The following is a 17,450-nucleotide window of genomic DNA, read 5'->3' as shown; positions in this document are numbered from 1 at the left end:
GTTGTGGTCTTGTCCGGGGATCACTACCCCGGCCCGCCGAACCGGGCTATGACGGTCTCGCCGGCCACCACCCGCTGCCCGGTGGAGACCACCAGTTCGCAGTCCATGGGCAAGAAGACGTCCATCCGCGAACCGAAGCGCATCAGCCCGATTCGTTCCCCGGTGGCGAGCTGATCTCCAACCGAAACCCTGGTCACCACCCGTCGAGCCAGAACGCCGACCACCTGACGGAAGACCACCCGACGAGTGACGCCGTCCACGTCCCGCTCGACCGCTATCTCGCTGCGCTCGTTGTGGTGGGCGCTCTCGGCCTTGTAAGCCGCCAGGTAACGCCCCGGACGGTGGGTCACCTGCGTCACTGTTCCGCCGTAGGGGCACCGGTTGATGTGGACATCGGCCAAGGACAAGAACATGCTCACCTGCTGCCAGGACCCTTCGGGGGCGACCCCGTCCTGGCCGGGACCCACGTAGGTGACCTTGGCGTCGGCAGGTGATATCACGACGTCGTCAGAAAAGCGGTCCCGGTCTGCGGGGCGCTCGGGGTCTCGGAAGAACGCCGCCACCGCCGCCGCGAAGACGCCGAGGACCGCGGCCAACACCCGGTGCCCGCGGGCCAGGGCCACCAGTGAGGCGACCGCGGGAATCGCGGCGAAGCGGAAACCGTCACGATCGATCTTCATGTGACTCCCTCGTGACGTGAACGACCGTTCCCATCCTCGCAGGTCGAGGCGGCCCGATGTCCACGGGCAGCCCTGAGTCAGTCCGCCGCCGCCTCGGCGACTGCCGGCTGTCCCGCCTATAACCCTCAGTCGAGAACGAGCTGACGTCGCCAATCGGAGCGGTAGCCAGCTTCCACCTCGGGCAAGGACCTGGCCAGCACCGAATCCGGGACCGCATCGGCCACCGCCCGAAGCTCTGGGTAGTGGGCGGCGGTGTGGTGCACACCTTCGAAGCGGGTACGTCGTTCGTCGACCAGATCCGCCGGGGCCTGCGGATCCAGATAGCCCCACACGGTGTAGGCCACCTCGAGGTCTTCGGCCATGGGACCCCTACCGAACAGCGCGGCTCGCTTGAGGGCAACTGCTACCGCGCCCCGTTCGACAGCGGCGAGCTGCTCCCCGATGACCAACTCGAGCTTGGACCGCAGAACCGGCAGGAGCTTGATTACATAGCCCTGGTCCGGCCCGGGAGCCCCCATGCGTCCAGCGTCGGCATCGGGCTGGCCCGTGGCCAACTCGCCCGGACGGTGCAGGTTCCACGCACCCTGGCGCCGAGGTGGCGACTGGTAGGTGCGGGGTCGGTGGGTTGGAGACGACGGGACGAACTGAGGCGCAGCCATGACAGCCTCGACGCTAGCGCCCAGACCGGCCATCGCCCCATGTGGCCAGGCCCGGGCCGAACGCGGCTCAGTCCTCGGCGTGGAGCAACCCGTAGACCAACGAATCCTCCAGCGCCTGCCACGCCGCCAGGATGACGTTCTCGTTGACCCCGATCGTGGACCAGCTGTGACGACCGTCGGTGGAGTCGATGAGCACCCGGGTGACCGCACCGGTCCCCTTGGCCGTGTCCAGCACCCGCACCTTGAAGTCGGTCAGGTGCACCTTGGCGAGCTGGGGGAACCGGGACCCGATGGCTGAACGAATGGCCGAGTCCAAGGCGTTGACCGGGCCGTTGCCCTCGCCGATGCGCATCACCCGTTCGCCGCCCACCACCAACTTCACGATGGCCTCGGTGTCATGGCGGAGCTCGTCGGCTTCGCTGACTATCACCCGGAACGACTCCAGCGAGAAGAACGGCTGAGTCCACCCTGTGGCCCGACGCATGAGCAGCTCCAGCGAGCCGTCAGCGGCCTCGAAGTGGTAGCCCTCGTGCTCGAGCCGCTTCAGCTCATCCATGACCGTGGTCAGGCCCGGACCGTCGAGCTGGATACCCAGCTCCTGAGCCTTGAGGTCCAAGGTGGCCTTACCGGCCATCTCCGACACCACGAAATGGGTGTCGTTGCCCACCGACACCGGATCGATGTGCTCGTAGGCGTCCTTGCGGCGGGCGATGGCCGACACGTGAAGGCCCGCCTTGTGCGCGAACGCCGATGAACCCACGTAGGGGGCCTGAGGGTCCGGCGCGATGTTCACGATCTCGGCGATGCGGTTGGACACCACGGTCAGCCGAGACAACCGCCCCTCGGGCAGGGTGTTCACGCCCATCTTGAGGGTGAGGTTGGGGATGATGGTGGTGAGGTTGCAGTTGCCGGTTCGCTCGCCGTACCCGTTGATGGTGCCCTGCACCTGGGTGGCGCCGCCGCGCACTCCGGCCAGGGCGTTTGCCACGCCACAACCGGTGTCGTCGTGAAGGTGTACTCCGACCTTGACGTCGTCTCGGAAGTGCCCGGTGATCTCCCGCACGATGGCCTCGACCTCGTGGGGCAGCGATCCACCGTTGGTGTCGCACAGCACCAGGGTCTCGGCCCCGTGCTCGGCGGCCGCCTCCAGCAACCGGAGGCTGTACTCGGGGTTGTGCTTCCACCCGTCGAAGAAGTGCTCGGCGTCGAACAGCACCCGCACCCCGTTCGCGGCCAGGAAGTCGACCGAGTCGGCCACCATCGCCTCCCCCTCTTCGAGGGTGGTGCGGAGCGTGTCGGTGACGTGCATCGCCGAGCTCTTGCCCACGATGCACACCGCCGAGGTTCCGGCGTCGAGGAGGTTGCGCAACGTCGGGTCGTCGTCGACCTTGCCGCGGGGGCGGCGGGTGGATCCGAAGGCCACCAAGGTGGAACGCTCGAAGCGAAGCTCCCGTCCGGCCCGTTCGAAGAACTCGACGTCTTTGGGGTTGGCCCCGGGCCAGCCCCCCTCGATGAACTGCACGCCCAACTCGTCGAGGGCGTCGGCGATGCGCAGCTTGTCGTCGACGGTGAGAGAGATGCCCTCGAGCTGGGCGCCGTCGCGCAGGGTCGTGTCGTAGATCTCCACGGCCTCAGGCAGACCGGGATCCCGGGGAGGGAGCTCCGGGGCCGGTACCTCGACGTTTTCTTGTGCTTCGCTCATCTCCAACTCACCTTCTCACCGTCGGGACTCACCCGACGTGTTCGACCCAGTCCTTGTAACGGTCGACCTGACCCCTGATGGCGCGGTGGTACTCCTCGCCGATGGCGGTGGTCATGGGTCCGGGACAGGGGATCTGACGATCGTCGACCGAGTTGACTGCTGACACCTCGGCCGCGGTGCCACACAAGAACATCTCCTCAACGACGTACACGTCGGAGCAGGCGATCTCGCTCAGCTCACACTCGTAACCCAGGTCGCGAGCGATGGTCATGACGCTGTTCTGGGTGATCCCCTCCAACGCTCCCGACGACAGCGGCGGGCTCAGCAACTTGCCATGGCGAGCCACGAACACGTTCTCTCCGGTGCACTCGCTGATGAGCCCGGCCCGGTTCAACATGATGGCCTCGTCATAGCCGGCCTTGAGGGCTTCAACCTTGGCCAACGAGGAGTTGACGTAGTTGCCGGTGGTCTTGGCCGCCGGGGGCATGGTGTTGTGGTCGTGACGGGTCCACGACGAGGTCTTGAGGCGGATGCCCTTGGTGAGCGCGTCATCCCCTAGGTAGGCGCCCCACGGCCAGCAGGCAATGGCCACGTCGACCGAGCACGGCAGCGTGTTGAGACCCATCTCGCCGTAGCCGTAGTAGGCGATGGGACGGATGTAGCAACTCGACAGGCCGCTGGCCCGGACCACGTCCTTGGTGGCCTCGACCAGCTCTTCGACCGTGTAGGGCAGGTCCATCATCAAGATCCGAGCCGAGTTGTGGAGTCGCTCCATGTGCTCGGTGAGGCGGAACACCGCAGGGCCGTCGGCCGTCTCATAGGCCCGGATGCCTTCGAACACGCCCATGCCGTAGTGCAGGGAGTGGGTGAGGACATGGATCTGGGCCGAATCCCAGTCGACGAGCTCGCCGTTCATCCAGATCTTCTCGGTAGGGGTGATGGGCATGGGGTTTTCCCTCGTGGGTGCAAGGCGCTGGTCGGCGCCGTTATCGGACTCGAACGCCGGACTCACCGGCGGTGCTGCAACTTGTGGGGGTTGGTCTGGAGGGTCTTATGGAGACCTGGTCGGTAGAACCGAGGCCGGGTCGGGCGGAATCAGGGCTACACCCGGGAAGCTACGGCGTCGCCGATCTCGGGGGTGGACGCGGCCAGCTCGGTGGTGGCGGCACACGCCTTGCGGATGCGCTCGGCGGCATCGGCCTCGCCGAGCAGTTCGAGCATCATGGCGGCCGACAGGATGGCGGCGATGGGGTTGGCCTTGGCCTGGCCGGCGATGTCAGGCGCGGACCCGTGGACGGGCTCGAACATCGACGGGGCTCGCCGGGTGGGGTCGAGGTTCCCCGAGGAGGCGAATCCGATCCCGCCCGATACCGCACCACCCAGGTCGGTGAGGATGTCGCCGAACAGGTTGTCGGTGACGATCACGTCGTAGCGCTGGGGATCCTGGACGAAGAAGATGCAGGCCGCGTCCACGTGGTTGTAGGCCGTGGTCACCTCGGGGAACTCGGCCCCGACCTCGTCGAAGGTCCGCTGCCACAGGTCGCCGGCGAAGGTGAGGACGTTGGTCTTGTGGACCATGGTGAGGTGCCGGCGGGGGCGCGACGCGGCCAGCTCGAAGGCGTAGCGGATCACCCGCTCCACCCCGAGCCTGGTGTTCACCGAGCCCTGAGTGGCGATCTCGTTGGGTGTCCCCTTGCGCAGGAACCCTCCCTCGCCGGCGTAGGTGCCCTCGGTGTTCTCACGCACCACCAAGAAGTCGATGCCCTTGTCGGCCAGGTTGAAGGGCCGCAGGTTCACGTACTGGTCGAGCGCGAAGCGCATCTTGAGCAACAGGCCGCGCTCGATGACGCCCGGCGGCACGTCGGGCGTGCCCACCGCTCCTAGGAGGATGGCATCGAATCCACGAAGCTCATCGAGCACGTCGTCGGGCAGGATCGTGCCGTCCCGCAGGTATCGGGCACCGCCGAGGTCGAACTCGGTGGTGTCGAGGTCTACCCCCGCGGCCCGCACGACCTTGAGGGCCTCGGCCACGACCTCGGGGCCGATCCCGTCTCCACCGATCACTGCGATCCTGTGCGTCACGCCTGTTCCTTCCTCTGTGCTCTCAACTTCGGTTCTGGTTTCTGAGATCAATTCGCTGCCCCGCTGGCGACGATGCTGTGCCTACAACGACAAAGCCGCCCACCGAAGTGGACGGCTCGTGCGCACACCGACGACTTCGGTGTGCGCTACCCGATGACGATTACCAGGGCGGGGCGGGACATGACCCCAGTGTACGCCGAGGCCCACGGTGCCGGGCAACCAGTTACACCATCCGCGGCGATGATGCGGCAATGTTCACGGATCGGAGGCTGGGGCCGATAGGTGCAGGACGGACTGCGCCGATGCAGCCCCGAGGTGACAGACGAGCGATGGCCCCCGACAACCCTCACGCTGATCCCGACGCACCACCTTCCCTGCTGCCGTTCACCGGTGCCAGTTCGGAGAACATCTTCGACCTGCCCTATGCCGATGACCCCAGCGCCCGGGCCGCCCTTCCCCCACCCCCGGATCCGGGCGTTCCTCCTTCCACGAGCCCCGGGCTGCCCCCACCTCCGGCTGAGGAGAGCACCTCCTCAGCTCGGTCGATCGGTTCCGCCGAGGGTGACTCGAGTTTGGGCCCGCCGCTGGAAGCCCGGTTCGACTCCCCCATCCACGCCGAGCCCGGCCCCAGGGAGATCCCACCCTTCGGCGCCGACTTGGCACCGCCAGCACCTCCACCACCTCCCGCATCACCTCCGCCGGTACCGCCCGCATCAGGTGTCGTCGATCCCGCTGATGAACTGCCGGCGGTACGGACCCCCCGGGCCTTCCTTCCCTCGAACTTCTCGACCCCGTCGTCTCGGTCGTCTCCGTCGACCCCGATTTCACCCGCCCCGGTTCCTGAGGCCGTGATGTCGGGTACCGACCGGGCATCCGGTGACGGGCCCGAATCTCACCAAGTGGTGATCCCTCCGCCCATCGACGCCCAGTACCTCATCGGCGACCTGATCCAGATGGAGGAGGACGGAGACCGAGATCCTGTTACCGATGCCCAGAGTGATGCCGGGGTCGACTCCGAGGCTCAGGCCGCTCAGGCCAGCGAGCCCGGCACGGCATTGCCCCCGATGGTGGCGCGCTCGGCAGGAGCGGCGAACGACGCTGGCCCTACCGGCGCCGAGGAGCCCACCACCACCAACGGGTCCAGCGGCGGGTTCTCCTTCGCCCAACCATCTCGGGATTCGACATCACGGCGACGCCCATCGATTCGGGCCCGTCGTGCCGGAAACGATCTGGCCGCCTCCACCGGTCCAGCCGACCTAGCCGGTGCCCCGGTCGGGCCGCTGACCATGTCACCCGACGCGCCGATACCCGTCGCCCCGCAACGACCTTCGACGCCAGGTTCCACCCTCGCTGGACTGCCCACCCGGCCTGCCGGTGGTCCATCGATCATTCCGCCGCTGGTACCGGGAGCACAGAACCCGAGCCCACCGCCTCCGGCCTCGGCCCCGGCGGCCTCGGCCATGGCTCCGCCCGTGTCCATCCCCGGGGCGATTGGGCCGGGACCAACGGTCGAGACCACACGGGGCGCCAATCCGACGGCTGCGGCTAGCGTGGGTGGTACAGCCGAGCCGTCACCGTCTCGGGTGGCCGATGGGGTTCTGGTGGGCATGGCTGGCGCCGCCTTAGCCGGGTGTGTTTGGTGGTTGGTGGTGGCCATGACCCAACGCCAGTTCCCATATCTGTCCATCCTGCTCGGGGCGCTGGTGGGTCAGGCCGTTCTCGTTGGATCTCGCAAGGGCTCGGCGACCCTGGCTGGCCTGGCCGGAGTGCTCACCTTGATCTCGTTGTCGATCTCGCAGTACTTCATCGCTCGGTCTCTGGCCATCTCCGAACTGGGCTTGGACGTTCCTCTGTGGGACGGTGCCGGCAACGCCATGGACGTGATCAAATCGGCGTACCAGGGCGATGCCCTCACCGCAGTCTTCGTGGTCCTCGCCGCCGGGGTCGCGGTGTTCTCGGTTATCCGTCGTGGGGCTCGCCCAGCCATCTGACCCTCGGGACCAAATGCGGTCGACCCCAGTGTCCATGCGATCCAGCTCGCTGCCGGTGAGTGGGGACAATCGGGTCACGGCTGTGCCTGGTGCCGGAACCTCTAACGTTGGGCAGATGGCAGACACCGTCCACCTGTCCCAGGCTGCATTCGATCGGCTCAAGGAGGAACACGACGACCTCGTTACCCGAGGTCGTCTCGAGATCGCTCGCAAGATCGAGGCGGCGCGAGAGCTCGGTGACCTGTCCGAGAACGGCGACTACCACGCCGCCAAGGAAGAGCAGGGGAAGATGGAAGGCCGGATCATCCACTTGGCCAAACTGATCGAGAACGCCGAGATCGTGCAGACCGGGGCGTTGGAATCGGTCCAGACCGGTGTGGTGGTAGGTCTCCGCTACGAGGGAGACGAAGGCGTCGAGCACTACCTTCTCGGCTCTATCGAGGAGCGGGTCGACGGCGTCGACGTGATGTCACCAGGATCACCGCTCGGTGCTGCGCTGATCGGTCACGCGGTGGGCGACATCGTCAGCTACGAGACCCCCAGTGGGGCGGTGTTGTCGGTCGAGGTCGCCGAGATCGTGTCGGTCGACGAGTTCGTGCGCGAACAGCGAACCGGCTGATCCGCCCCAACCTGGATCCACCGAAGATCGGTGAATCGTGCTCGAAGGCTCAGGTTGACTCGCCCCTAAGGCTGCCCTAGGCCGCGAGTGGGTTGGTCACATCTCGTCGTGCTTTACGGCGTAAGCGCGCGGGCGACGGCCTGGGCGGTGGCCACCACCGCGGGGCCGAACACCGGTCCCGGGTCTTCCCCCAGTCGGTCCAGGGGACCCGAAATCCCGACCGCGGCCACCAGGTCACCATCTACCACCACCGGTGCGCTCACCGACCCGACCCCCGGGGCTCGTTCACCGAGGCTGAAGGCATAGCCGAGGTCGGCAACACCGCCGGCGAGCAGACGGCCCGCCGACCCGCGTCCCAACGGAAGGCGCGCCCCTTCGTCGACGATGGTGCGCAGCTCATGACCTGAGTGCAGCGAGACCAGGCACACGCGGTGGTCCCCCTCACGGACGTAGAGCTGCACGCTCTCGCCGGTTTTGTCTCGCAAGTCCTCGAGCGCGGGCCGGGCCAGGTCGGCCAACGGCCAGTCGTCGGCGGCAGCTCGACCGAGGGTGGCCAACCGTGGCCCCAGCGAGAACCGGCCGTCCCCGGTGCGGCGCAATAGCCGGTGCGCCTCCAGGGCCACGGCCAGCCGGTGGGTGGTGGCCCTGGAGAAGCCGGTGGCGTCGACCAGGTCTGCCAACGAACATGGGGATCGGGCCACTGCGACCGCTTCGATGACCGCCATCGACTTGTCCAGCACGCCCACCCCTGAAACGTTGACGGCATCGAAGGCTGCGGGCGGGCCCGGCTTGGATGACCGATCGCCTCGGGGTAGAGTCATTCCCATTAGTTGAGAACCGTATCTCAAATATTGAGATCATCCAACTCGCCGCCACCGTCACGAGGAAACGCCATGACCGCCCCCAAGACCCTGAGCCAGAAGGTGTGGGACGCCCACGTCGTGTCCCGTCAACCAGGTGAGCCCGACCTGTTGTTCATCGACCTCCACCTCGTACACGAGGTCACCAGCCCTCAGGCCTTCGACGGCCTCCGGCTCAACGGCCGTACCGTCCGGCACCCCGAACTGACGGTGGCGACCGAGGACCACAATGTCCCCACCCAAGACACCCACCTTGAGATCGCCGACCCCATCTCGCGCAAGCAGGTCGAAACCCTGCGGGCCAACTGCGCCGAGTTCGGCATCACCATCCACCCCATGGGCACCCCCGGACAGGGAATCGTCCACATCATCGGCCCCGAACAGGGCCTCACTCTGCCGGGGATGACCGTGGTGTGCGGTGACTCCCACACCTCGACCCACGGAGCCTTCGGGGCCTTGGCCTTCGGCATCGGCACCAGCGAGGTGGAACATGTCCTGGCCACCCAGACCCTGCCCCAGGCCGCGGCTCGCACGCTGGCCATCACCGTCGACGGCGACCTGCCCGCGGGTAGCACGGCCAAAGACATCATCTTGGCCATCTTGGGCCGGATCGGTACCGGTGGCGGCATAGGCCACATCGCCGAGTACCGGGGCTCTGCCATCGAGGCGCTGTCGATGGAAGGCCGCATGACAGTGTGCAACATGTCGATCGAAGCGGGGGCCAAAGCCGGCATGATCGCCCCAGATCAGACCACCTTCGACTACCTCCAGGGACGCCCCCACGCCCCCAGCGGTGCCGCCTGGGACGAGGCCGTGGCCTACTGGAAGACCCTGGGAACCGATCCCGACGCCACCTTCGACAAGGAGGTGCGCCTCGATGCAGCAGAGATCGCCCCCCACATCTCCTGGGGTACCAACCCCGGCCAGGTCGCACCGATAACCGCCCGAGTCCCCGACCCGAACACGTTCGCCGATCCCGTCGAACGCAACGCGGCCGAACGGGCCCTGGAGTACATGGGCCTCACCGCCGGCACGCCGCTCAAGGACGTGGCGGTCGACACCGTGTTCATCGGCTCGTGCACCAACGGCCGCATCGAGGACCTGCGCGCCGTGGCCGAGGTGGCCAGGGGCCGACGGGTGGCCTCGGGCCTCCGCACCCTGGTCGTTCCTGGGTCGTGGGCGGTCAAGGCCCAGGCCGAGGCCGAGGGTCTCGACCGGGTCATCACCGAAGCCGGGTTCGACTGGAGGGACCCGGGCTGTTCGATGTGTCTGGCCATGAACCCCGACAAGCTCGCTCCCGGTGAACGGTCTGCATCCACCAGCAACCGCAACTTCGAAGGCCGCCAAGGCCGGGGAGGTCGCACCCACCTGGTGTCACCGGCGGTCGCGGCCGCCACCGCTATCGCCGGGCACTTCGCCACCCCCGAAGACCTCTGATCGCTCTCGACCAGAACCCGCCCTCACCGCTCGACCCCCGACCCACCGCCTCGCGCGCCACCAGGAGCCCCCAATGGAAGCCGTCCGCATCGTCACAGGTACCGCCGTCCCGCTCGACCGTTCAGACGTCGACACCGACCAGATCATCCCTTCGGATTGGCTCAAGCAGGTGGAGCGCACCGGCTTCGAGAAGGGCTTGTTCTCGGAGTGGCGCGACGACCGGGACTTCGTGCTCAACCAGGAGCAGTACGCCGGCGCCAACATCTTGATCGCCGGCCCCAACTTCGGCACCGGCTCCTCGAGGGAGCATGCGGTGTGGGCCATTCAGCAGTACGGGTTCCAGGCGGTCATCTCGCCTCGTTTCGGCGACATCTTCCGCAACAACTCCACCAAGAACGGGCTGGTGCCCGTGGTCGTACCAGCCGAGGTGGGCGAGCAACTGCTCCGTGCCGTCGAGGCCGACCCCACCCTGGAGATCACCATCGACGTCCAACGTCGACAGCTAGAAGCCCCGGCACTCGGCCTGACCGTCGACTTTCCGCTCGATGACGCCGTTCAACATCGCTTCCTGGAGGGGTTGGACGACATCGGCCTGACCCTCCAGAAGATCGATGAGATCGCCACCTTCGAACAGACCAGGCCAGACTGGATGCCCACCTCGGCCTGACCGCCCTCTGGTGCGCTCATCCTGGAGCCGCCGCCCGGCTGAGCCTTGTTGCGGAGTTCGGCCACCGGCCAGGCCGGCAAGGTTCAGGCCGGTGCCGAAGGGGCGACGATGAATGTCCCGTCGGCTTCGTCAGCCGCGTCTTCTCGAGCTGTGGTCAGGTCGATCTCGGCCGACCGCTCGCTTCGAAACCGGCGCACCGACCAGGCGATGGCCGCGCCCCACACGGTCATGACGATCAGGTAGGCAGCGACCGCCGGCGTTCCGGTGACGTCGAAGGCACGCAGCAAGGTGCGGATGTTGGTGAGCACGATGAAGCCGCCCACCAGCGACCCGAGCAGCTGGGCGGGGATGTGGCGCACCAGGTAGGCAGCGATCGGGGCTGCCACCAGGCCACCGGCCAGAAGAGCCAGCACGTAGGCCATCTCGATGGCTTCGTTGCCAATGCCCAGCAGGAAACCGGCGCTGGCCGCGGTGGCCACCATGAACTCGCTGGTGTCGACCGAGCCGATCACCTTGCGAGGCTCGACCCGACCCGAGACCAACAGCGTCGGCGTGGCGACAGGACCCCAGCCGCCGCCACCGGTGGCGTCGATGAAGCCGGCCACCAAGCCGAGGGGGGATAGGAAGCGTGCCCGCAACGGGGTCTGCGCGCTCTCGGTGCGAGTCCGACCGAAGGTGAAGCGCACCAACACGTAGACCCCCAGCACGCACAGGATTCCAGCCATCCATGGCGCGGCATCTGCGGTGGAGAGGTTGGAGAGGAAGGTCGCTCCAGCGAAGGCACCGACAGCACCAGGCACGCCCAGCCGGGCGACCATACGCCAGTCGACGTTGCCGAAACGCCAGTGGGCCACCGCGGAGGCGACGGTGGTTCCGATCTCGGAGAGGTGCACCGAAGCCGATGCAGCCGCCGGGGCCAGACCCGAGGCCAGCATCAGCGACGACGAGGTGACGCCATAGGCCATACCCAGCGCACCATCGATCAATTGAGCAAAGAAGCCCACGATGGTGAGCACGATCAGCCTTCTCATCGCTGACTCCTTTCTCCCGTGATTCCCGTATTCCTAGTAATAAAGGGGACTTTATCGGTTGTGGGACGAAACGGCAACCGAGATGGCCTCCATCTGAGCCGACTCGCGAACCGACTCGCGAACCGACTCGATCAAAACCCCATAAGGGGTTAGTCAAGGGCGGAGCACCGGCTTCGACAGTGCTAGCCCGATGAGCCGACCGTGCCCGTGGTCCCGGAATCGTCTCCGGGCTCGGTGCGCCCCGGCACCAGCCCACCAGTGGCCCCCTGTTCAGGCACAGGACCTGGAGCAACCGGCGAGCCATCCGCACCCGCACCCGCACCCGCACCCGAGGGGAGACGATCCAGTTCGGTGCGAATCTCATCGACGAGTGACGCTCGCTGCTGGATCTGGGCCAGAACCTCTTGCAACCGAGGGCCTGACTCCATGGCCGACCGAGACGCCAGATCCGAAACTGCCTTCTCGATCATGCTGACCGCCTCGGTTACCCGCTCCAGCGGCTCCCCACTGTGCTGACGAGGTAGGGCTGCCACCGCCACCAGGTGATCGTCGAGGATCACCGCCTGCTCTTCCAACTCGACGCGAACCTCGAGCAACACGCCGTGGTGGTCGAAGGCTTGATTGGCCCGCAACGCCTTCATGGCGTCACGGAGACGTCGGTGCAGTACCGCCTCGGGGGTGTGCGCCCCCGCCCATGACGCCGGGGCCCGGGTCTCACGCCCCGGGACAACCTGGTTGTCGGCCCGGTGCTTGGCCGAGACTCGACGGGTCAACACGACAGCACCCACCACCCCGGCGGCAACTACAGCCAAGGCGAGCACCAGGAACAGAACCAGCATTAGCGCCATCATCCGCTCCCCGACTTGGCGCCGTTCCACACCACGACGATGATCGTGATCAAGATGATCGCGGCCAGCACCGCCAGCGCGATCTTGACCTTGCTCCAAGGCCGCTGGCCCTGAACCTCACCGGTGACACCGTTGATGAACACCTGGAAGGGTTGACCCTGGAACACCACGGTCAACAACCACACCGGCAACAAGACGTGTTTGTAGAGGAGCGAATGGAAGGTAGTGGCCTTGGTGGTGATCCTCTGCTCGTCGCCCCCGATGTCTCGCCGGATCGACGACTCGATCTGGGCGTCCATCACCGCTTTTGCCTCGGGGAAGCTTTGTTCGGCGTCGTTGTCATAGGTACGACACAGGTGGCCGGCCACGTACTGGGGTGAGAACGGCTTGGCCGTGGCCGTCGGCCAGGGCTCGAGCTTTCGCACCTTGTCCTCGTCGAAACCAGTGTTGGCCAACACCGGGACGTCGTCGAACAGGTCGGTGACCGTGCCCGAGGCTGGCGACCAGTCAGTACGGGTTTCGGTGTGTTGGTCGTCTCCCGAACCGACAGTGACCGTGTAGTGATCGCCACGCTGGCCGGTGTAGGCGGTGGTGGTGTCTGCGTCGTAGGTGAAGTAGGCGGCGTAGATGCTCGTGAACGAGCCCTTCTCGTTGTATTTCTTGAACTCCGACGGCGCGAACCACCGACTGTTGATCCACTTCTCGATGGCTTCCTTGGCCTGCTTCTCCGACACCTGGAACGGCAGGACACCGTCTACCGGGAGCCGAGCGGGAGCGTCGTGAACATCGTCTCGCTGGATCGGCGTGGCGCAGTAGGGGCACCGCTTGGCGGTAAGGGTCCCGGTGAAGGTGGTCTGGCCGCCACAGTTTTGGCAGGTGATCTGCTTCTCACCCTCGAGTTGGGGGGCCGCAGAGTCAGCGCGGGCCGAGCGGAGCTGAGCCATCATCGAGCGCAGGTCCCGCTCCTGGGGAGCAGCCATGGCCGACGTGTCTATGTCGGCCTGAAAGCCACAGCTAGGACAGGCCAGCTTCTGGCTGGCGATGTCGAACACCAACTGGTCACCGCACTGGGTACACGGGTAGGTGCGGGTCTGCTCGGTGACCTGGAACATGGCACGGCCGTCTGGTGCCGGGCTCTCTCCCCCGCCCACCCCAGAACCTTCGCGCCCTGCCGCCTCCGGGACCGGGGGGACCGGCGGAGGCGGAGGCGGAGGCGGAGGGGGGATGTGGGATGGCGGAGGTGGCGGGGGCGGAGGTGCCCCGGCGTCACTGCTCACGGAGCCGGCGGCGGCGTGAGCTCAGCGGTCGGGGCCGGTGGGGCTGTAGGCGGCTCACCGGCGGGAGGTGCAGCGGGAGGCGCAGCCGGCGGCAGCGGTGGCGGCGCCGCGAACAAGGGCTGAAGGGCGGCAACGGTGCTGGCTGCGGCCCATGCGGCCATTCCGTTGGTCCACACCAACGACTGTGCCGTCACCTGACCGTTGGCCACACCGGACTGGATCTGAGCCACTGTGAAGGGACCCTGAGCCTGGCCTCCCATCTCCACGTGGAAGGTCTGCGCGCCCGGCAGCGGTGGAGGGGCGGCCGCGGGTTGGACAGCGGAAGTCATCTGGTTGGCCATCTGACCGGCCATGGCCAACCCCATGCCCATGCCCATCATGTCTCCCATGGTGCCGCCACCACCGGGGTTCTGAGCCGCAGCCAACATGGCGTCGGCCTGCTTGGCCTGTTGGTAGCGGCCCAGGTCCCCCACGTTGTCGAGGAAGCCACCCTCCTCGACACCTCGAGCCACACCGCGGGTCATGGCCGCTGTGATCTCGTCGGGCAGCGAGATGTTCATCGTGATGTCGGGGATGGACAGGCCGTACTCGTCGTCGACACGCTCGGCCACGAAGTCGCGCAGCTTGGCCGACAGCTCGACCTGGCGTCCCTGGAGGTCGATCGCTCCCAGGCCGGTCTCCAACACCATGTCGGAGAAGGCCAGCGTGATCACCCGGCGCAGGAGCTCGGTGATCTCCTCGATGTCCACGTTGGAGTCGGTGCCGATCACCTCCTTCAGGAAGATCTCGGCGTTGTCGATCTTGACCACGCACAACCCGTTGGCCCGCACCTGAACCATCTTGAAGTCGGGGTCGCGCACCGTGACCGGCTGCGGGGTACCCCATCGCATGTCGGTGACGGGACGGGTGTTGATGAAGTACACCTCGCTCCGGAACGGGCTGTTGAAGCCGTGCTTCCAACCCTGGAGCGTGCCCAGGATGGGCAGGTTCTCAGAGGTGAGCTCGTAGTGCCCTGGGGTGAACCGGTCGGCTAGGGCCCCGCGGTAGACGAACACCGCTTCTTGGCCCTCGCGCACGATGAGCTGAGCCCCGTTCTTGATCTCGTTGTGGTAACGGGGGAAACGCCAAGCCAGGGTCGAGCGCGAATCATCGATCCACTCGATGATGTCGACCAGCTCGCCCTTGATCTTGTCCATGATGCCCATCGGGGTGTTCTCCTTACATAGCCCGCTCGGAACAGCCGAACAGTATGCGCGGAATCGGGGGGCACGTAGGCAACGTTTCCATGTCGGAATTGCGACCGTCAGATGACGACCGAGACCAGCCGCCGAACGGGCCACATCTCCAAGTCGGAGCGGGGAACCGGCCGGTGTTGGCCTCGACGTTCTAACGTGCCCCGGGTGAGTCCAGTTCCTGTCGCCCGAGTCCTGATCACCGCGGTGGGCATCGGGGTGGCCGCAGCCGCGGTGCGGATCCTGCGCGGGCCCGAGGCCCCAGCCTTCCGTGCTCCCGCACTTCCGGCCCAGGGTGTCCTGACACCGCCAACCACCATCACGAGCGAGTCGGTCTCGACCCCCCCGGCCGCGGTCGACCCAGCCGCGGCCGACTCGGCCACCGAACGCAATCGACCAGCCCACGCCGAGACGGCAATCGCTGCAGGCGCGGACTCGTCGGTCCGGGGCCACGAGCCACGGCCACAGAGCCCGACCGACAGCACCGATCCGGTTTCGTCAACCCCGACCGAGGTCACCCAGCTCGAACACTCCCCCGCAACGACCGGGGCTCAGGCCCACGACGCCGCCGCGCCCGCGCCCCCCGGTGAACGTTGGGTGTTCCCCAACGCCGATGGCACTTGCCCACCTGACCATCGGATCAAAGCCAAGCTCCGCAGCGGATTGTTCCATGAACCGGGCATGGCCGCCTATGAGCGCACCAACCCGGACCGTTGCTATTCCAGGGCCATCGACGCCGAATCCGATGGGCTACGTCGGGCGAAGCGCTAACCCGCCCCGAGCGCCTCAGCGCCCGATCACGGCCACCGCGGTCACGCCGTCGGCGGAGCGGAGCTGTTCCACGACCTCGGCCGAAGGTACTTCGTTCACCGAGATCACCATCAAGGCTCCGGAAGCATCCGACACCCGGGCCACGTCCATGTCGGCGATGTTCACACCAGCGTCACCCAGGATGGTTCCGACCCGGCCGATCACCCCGGGCCGGTCGTCGTTGTTCACCACCAACAGGTTGCTGGCTGGCGGCACGTCTACCGAATGACCGTCGATCTGGACCAGGCGGGCTTCGGCACGCAGACCGACGAGGGTGCCAGCGATCTGGTGACCTCCCCCCGAGATGCTGATCAGGTTGATCCAGTCGACGGTCGATGAGGTCGCCGACTCGGTGAAGGACACTCCCCGTTCCTCAGCCATCTGAGGGGCGTTCACGTAGGAAACCTGGTCTCCTCCGTCGCTGAACATCCCCTTGAGTACCGACAGCGTGAGGATGCGGGTGTCGTAGCCGGCCAACTCACCCTGGTACTCGATGCTCACATCGGTAGGGATTTGTCCGGTCAGCCCGGCGAACACAGCGCCAAGTTGTTCAGCCACGTTCAGGAACGGGCGGACGGTCTCGGACGCCTCGGCGGCAGCCACGTTGACGGCGAAGGGGACGAACTCGCCGGCCAGGGCCAGCGCCACCTGCTCGGCGATCGTGTCGCCCGCCTTGGCCTGGGCTTCTTCGGTGCTGGCGCCCAGATGGGGCGTGACCACCACCTGAGGCAGGTCGAACAATGGGGATGCCGTAGTGGGCTCGGCAGCGAACACGTCGAGCGCAGCACCGGCGATCTGGCCTTGTTGGATGGCGTCGGCCAATGCCTGCTCGTCGACGATCCCGCCGCGGGCCACGTTGATTACCCGGAGGCTGGGCTTGGCCTTCGCCAAGAAGTCACGGCCGATCAGGCCGATGGTCTCGGGGGTCTTGGCCACGTGGAGCGTGAGGAAATCAGCCTGGGCAGCCACCTCGTCCAACGTGACCAGTTCGATGTTCATGGCCTGGGCCCGCTCCGGAGCCACGAAGGGGTCATGGGCGATGATGCGCATGCCGAAGGCCATGGCCCGTTGGGCGACGAGCTTGCCGATACGACCCAGGCCGACCACCGCGAGGGTCTTGTCGGCCAACTCGACGCCCTCCCACTTGGAGCGCTCCCAACGCCCCTGGACCAGCGCTCCGTGAGCTTGAGGGATGTTGCGGGCCTGGGCCAACAGCAGCGCCATGGTCTGTTCGGCCGCCGACAGGATGTTGGACTGGGGGGCATTGACCACCATGACGCCGCGGGTGGTGGCGTGGGCCACGTCCACGTTGTCCAGCCCGATGCCGGCTCGACCCACGACCACCAGGTCGGTGCCGGCGTCGAGGACTTCGGGGGTGACGGTGGTGGCAGATCGGATAATCAAGGCGTGTGCGCCCTTGATCGCCTCCACCAGCGCTTCGGGGGTGAGGTCGAGTTGCACGTCGACCTCATGTCCCGCGGCCCGCAACACGTCGAGCCCCTTCTCGGCGATCTTCTCCGACACCAGTACTCGAGCCATGGTGCCGAGTCTGGCA

16 protein-coding genes are annotated in these 17,450 nt (G+C 66.8%); 5 read left to right on the top strand and 11 right to left on the bottom strand.

Translation table 11 applies throughout. The annotated features are described in order from the left end of the window. Positions 1 to 23 precede the first annotated feature (23 nt). The 5 genes from IPG97_01585 to IPG97_01565 all read right to left on the bottom strand — a co-directional run bounded on the left by IPG97_01585 (position 24) and on the right by IPG97_01565 (position 5,123). The gene (locus IPG97_01585) at positions 24 to 680 is read right to left on the bottom strand and encodes a phosphatidylserine decarboxylase family protein (protein ID MBK6855280.1); all 657 of its coding nucleotides are present in this window, start codon (positions 678 to 680) and stop codon (positions 24 to 26) included. Positions 681 to 805: 125 nt separating this feature from the next. Continuing rightward, positions 806 to 1,339 (bottom strand): hypothetical protein, encoded by a 534-nt coding sequence (locus IPG97_01580; protein ID MBK6855279.1) that lies wholly within the window; start codon positions 1,337 to 1,339, stop codon positions 806 to 808. Between the two features lie 67 nt (positions 1,340 to 1,406). Beyond that, the gene (locus IPG97_01575; GenBank protein MBK6855278.1) at positions 1,407 to 3,041 is read right to left on the bottom strand and encodes a citramalate synthase; all 1,635 of its coding nucleotides are present in this window, start codon (positions 3,039 to 3,041) and stop codon (positions 1,407 to 1,409) included. A 28-nt stretch (positions 3,042 to 3,069) separates the two neighbouring features. Then, the gene (locus IPG97_01570; protein MBK6855277.1) at positions 3,070 to 3,987 is read right to left on the bottom strand and encodes a branched-chain amino acid transaminase; all 918 of its coding nucleotides are present in this window, start codon (positions 3,985 to 3,987) and stop codon (positions 3,070 to 3,072) included. Positions 3,988 to 4,142: 155 nt separating this feature from the next. Next, complete coding sequence (locus IPG97_01565; protein ID MBK6855276.1) at positions 4,143 to 5,123, bottom strand: 3-isopropylmalate dehydrogenase; 981 nt, start codon at positions 5,121 to 5,123, stop codon at positions 4,143 to 4,145. A gap of 329 nt (positions 5,124 to 5,452) precedes the next feature. On the opposite strand from IPG97_01565, the gene IPG97_01560 reads away from it, so the two are divergent. Then, a complete protein-coding gene (locus IPG97_01560) occupies positions 5,453 to 7,114 on the top strand; it encodes a hypothetical protein (GenBank protein MBK6855275.1) in 1,662 nt (553 codons plus the stop codon). A gap of 115 nt (positions 7,115 to 7,229) precedes the next feature. After that, positions 7,230 to 7,733, top strand: a complete 504-nt coding sequence (locus tag IPG97_01555; GenBank protein ID MBK6855274.1) for a transcription elongation factor GreA — start codon at positions 7,230 to 7,232, stop codon at positions 7,731 to 7,733. Positions 7,734 to 7,846: 113 nt separating this feature from the next. Here IPG97_01555 and IPG97_01550 read toward each other — a convergent pair whose 3' ends face one another. Then, on the bottom strand, positions 7,847 to 8,554 hold the full coding sequence (locus IPG97_01550; protein ID MBK6855273.1) for an IclR family transcriptional regulator: 708 nt from the start codon (positions 8,552 to 8,554) through the stop codon (positions 7,847 to 7,849). A gap of 72 nt (positions 8,555 to 8,626) precedes the next feature. Here IPG97_01550 and leuC point away from each other — a divergent pair, with 72 nt between their 5' ends. Continuing rightward, complete coding sequence (gene leuC, locus IPG97_01545) at positions 8,627 to 10,030, top strand: 3-isopropylmalate dehydratase large subunit (GenBank protein MBK6855272.1); 1,404 nt, start codon at positions 8,627 to 8,629, stop codon at positions 10,028 to 10,030. A gap of 73 nt (positions 10,031 to 10,103) precedes the next feature. Further along, on the top strand, positions 10,104 to 10,697 hold the full coding sequence (leuD, locus tag IPG97_01540) for a 3-isopropylmalate dehydratase small subunit (GenBank protein ID MBK6855271.1): 594 nt from the start codon (positions 10,104 to 10,106) through the stop codon (positions 10,695 to 10,697). Between the two features lie 83 nt (positions 10,698 to 10,780). On the opposite strand, the gene IPG97_01535 is transcribed toward leuD, so the two are convergent. The 4 genes from IPG97_01535 to IPG97_01520 form a co-directional block, all read right to left on the bottom strand. Then, the gene (locus IPG97_01535) at positions 10,781 to 11,728 is read right to left on the bottom strand and encodes a sulfite exporter TauE/SafE family protein (protein MBK6855270.1); all 948 of its coding nucleotides are present in this window, start codon (positions 11,726 to 11,728) and stop codon (positions 10,781 to 10,783) included. 182 nt (positions 11,729 to 11,910) lie between these two features. Continuing rightward, positions 11,911 to 12,567, bottom strand: a complete 657-nt coding sequence (locus tag IPG97_01530; protein ID MBK6855269.1) for a hypothetical protein — start codon at positions 12,565 to 12,567, stop codon at positions 11,911 to 11,913. 8 nt (positions 12,568 to 12,575) lie between these two features. Next, positions 12,576 to 13,853, bottom strand: coding sequence for a hypothetical protein (locus tag IPG97_01525; GenBank protein ID MBK6855268.1), 1,278 nt, complete (start codon positions 13,851 to 13,853; stop codon positions 12,576 to 12,578). After that, complete coding sequence (locus IPG97_01520) at positions 13,850 to 15,058, bottom strand: SPFH domain-containing protein (protein MBK6855267.1); 1,209 nt, start codon at positions 15,056 to 15,058, stop codon at positions 13,850 to 13,852. The genes IPG97_01525 and IPG97_01520 overlap by 4 nt, the downstream gene beginning before the upstream one ends. 195 nt (positions 15,059 to 15,253) lie before the next feature. Here IPG97_01520 and IPG97_01515 point away from each other — a divergent pair, with 195 nt between their 5' ends. Beyond that, a complete protein-coding gene (locus IPG97_01515; GenBank protein ID MBK6855266.1) occupies positions 15,254 to 15,856 on the top strand; it encodes a hypothetical protein in 603 nt (200 codons plus the stop codon). A gap of 15 nt (positions 15,857 to 15,871) precedes the next feature. Here IPG97_01515 and IPG97_01510 read toward each other — a convergent pair whose 3' ends face one another. Next, positions 15,872 to 17,434 carry a phosphoglycerate dehydrogenase gene (locus tag IPG97_01510; protein MBK6855265.1) on the bottom strand — a complete coding sequence of 521 codons (1,563 nt, stop codon included), beginning with the start codon at positions 17,432 to 17,434 and terminating at the stop codon, positions 15,872 to 15,874. Between the last annotated feature and the right edge of the window lie 16 nt (positions 17,435 to 17,450).

It is taken from the genome of Microthrixaceae bacterium (assembly GCA_016702505.1).
Taxonomy (GTDB): Bacteria; Actinomycetota; Acidimicrobiia; order Acidimicrobiales; family Iamiaceae; genus Aquihabitans.
Note: the sequence above shows the minus strand (reverse complement) of the source record. Positions and strands in the feature narration are given on the sequence as shown.

What these genes read in the sequence shown, in the direction of transcription:
- IPG97_01585 (MBK6855280.1), bottom strand. Translation starts at nt 680, where the DNA reads ATGAAGATCGATCGTGACGGTTTCCGCTTCGCCGCGATTCCCGCGGTC.
- IPG97_01580 (MBK6855279.1), bottom strand. Translation starts at nt 1,339, where the DNA reads ATGGCTGCGCCTCAGTTCGTCCCGTCGTCTCCAACCCACCGACCCCGC.
- IPG97_01575 (MBK6855278.1), bottom strand. Translation starts at nt 3,041, where the DNA reads ATGAGCGAAGCACAAGAAAACGTCGAGGTACCGGCCCCGGAGCTCCCT.
- IPG97_01570 (MBK6855277.1), bottom strand. Translation starts at nt 3,987, where the DNA reads ATGCCCATCACCCCTACCGAGAAGATCTGGATGAACGGCGAGCTCGTC.
- IPG97_01560 (MBK6855275.1), top strand. Translation starts at nt 5,453, where the DNA reads ATGGCCCCCGACAACCCTCACGCTGATCCCGACGCACCACCTTCCCTG.
- IPG97_01555 (MBK6855274.1), top strand. Translation starts at nt 7,230, where the DNA reads ATGGCAGACACCGTCCACCTGTCCCAGGCTGCATTCGATCGGCTCAAG.
- IPG97_01550 (MBK6855273.1), bottom strand. Translation starts at nt 8,554, where the DNA reads ATGACTCTACCCCGAGGCGATCGGTCATCCAAGCCGGGCCCGCCCGCA.
- leuC (MBK6855272.1), top strand. Translation starts at nt 8,627, where the DNA reads ATGACCGCCCCCAAGACCCTGAGCCAGAAGGTGTGGGACGCCCACGTC.
- leuD (MBK6855271.1), top strand. Translation starts at nt 10,104, where the DNA reads ATGGAAGCCGTCCGCATCGTCACAGGTACCGCCGTCCCGCTCGACCGT.
- IPG97_01535 (MBK6855270.1), bottom strand. Translation starts at nt 11,728, where the DNA reads ATGAGAAGGCTGATCGTGCTCACCATCGTGGGCTTCTTTGCTCAATTG.
- IPG97_01530 (MBK6855269.1), bottom strand. Translation starts at nt 12,567, where the DNA reads ATGCTGGTTCTGTTCCTGGTGCTCGCCTTGGCTGTAGTTGCCGCCGGG.
- IPG97_01520 (MBK6855267.1), bottom strand. Translation starts at nt 15,058, where the DNA reads ATGGGCATCATGGACAAGATCAAGGGCGAGCTGGTCGACATCATCGAG.
- IPG97_01510 (MBK6855265.1), bottom strand. Translation starts at nt 17,434, where the DNA reads ATGGCTCGAGTACTGGTGTCGGAGAAGATCGCCGAGAAGGGGCTCGAC.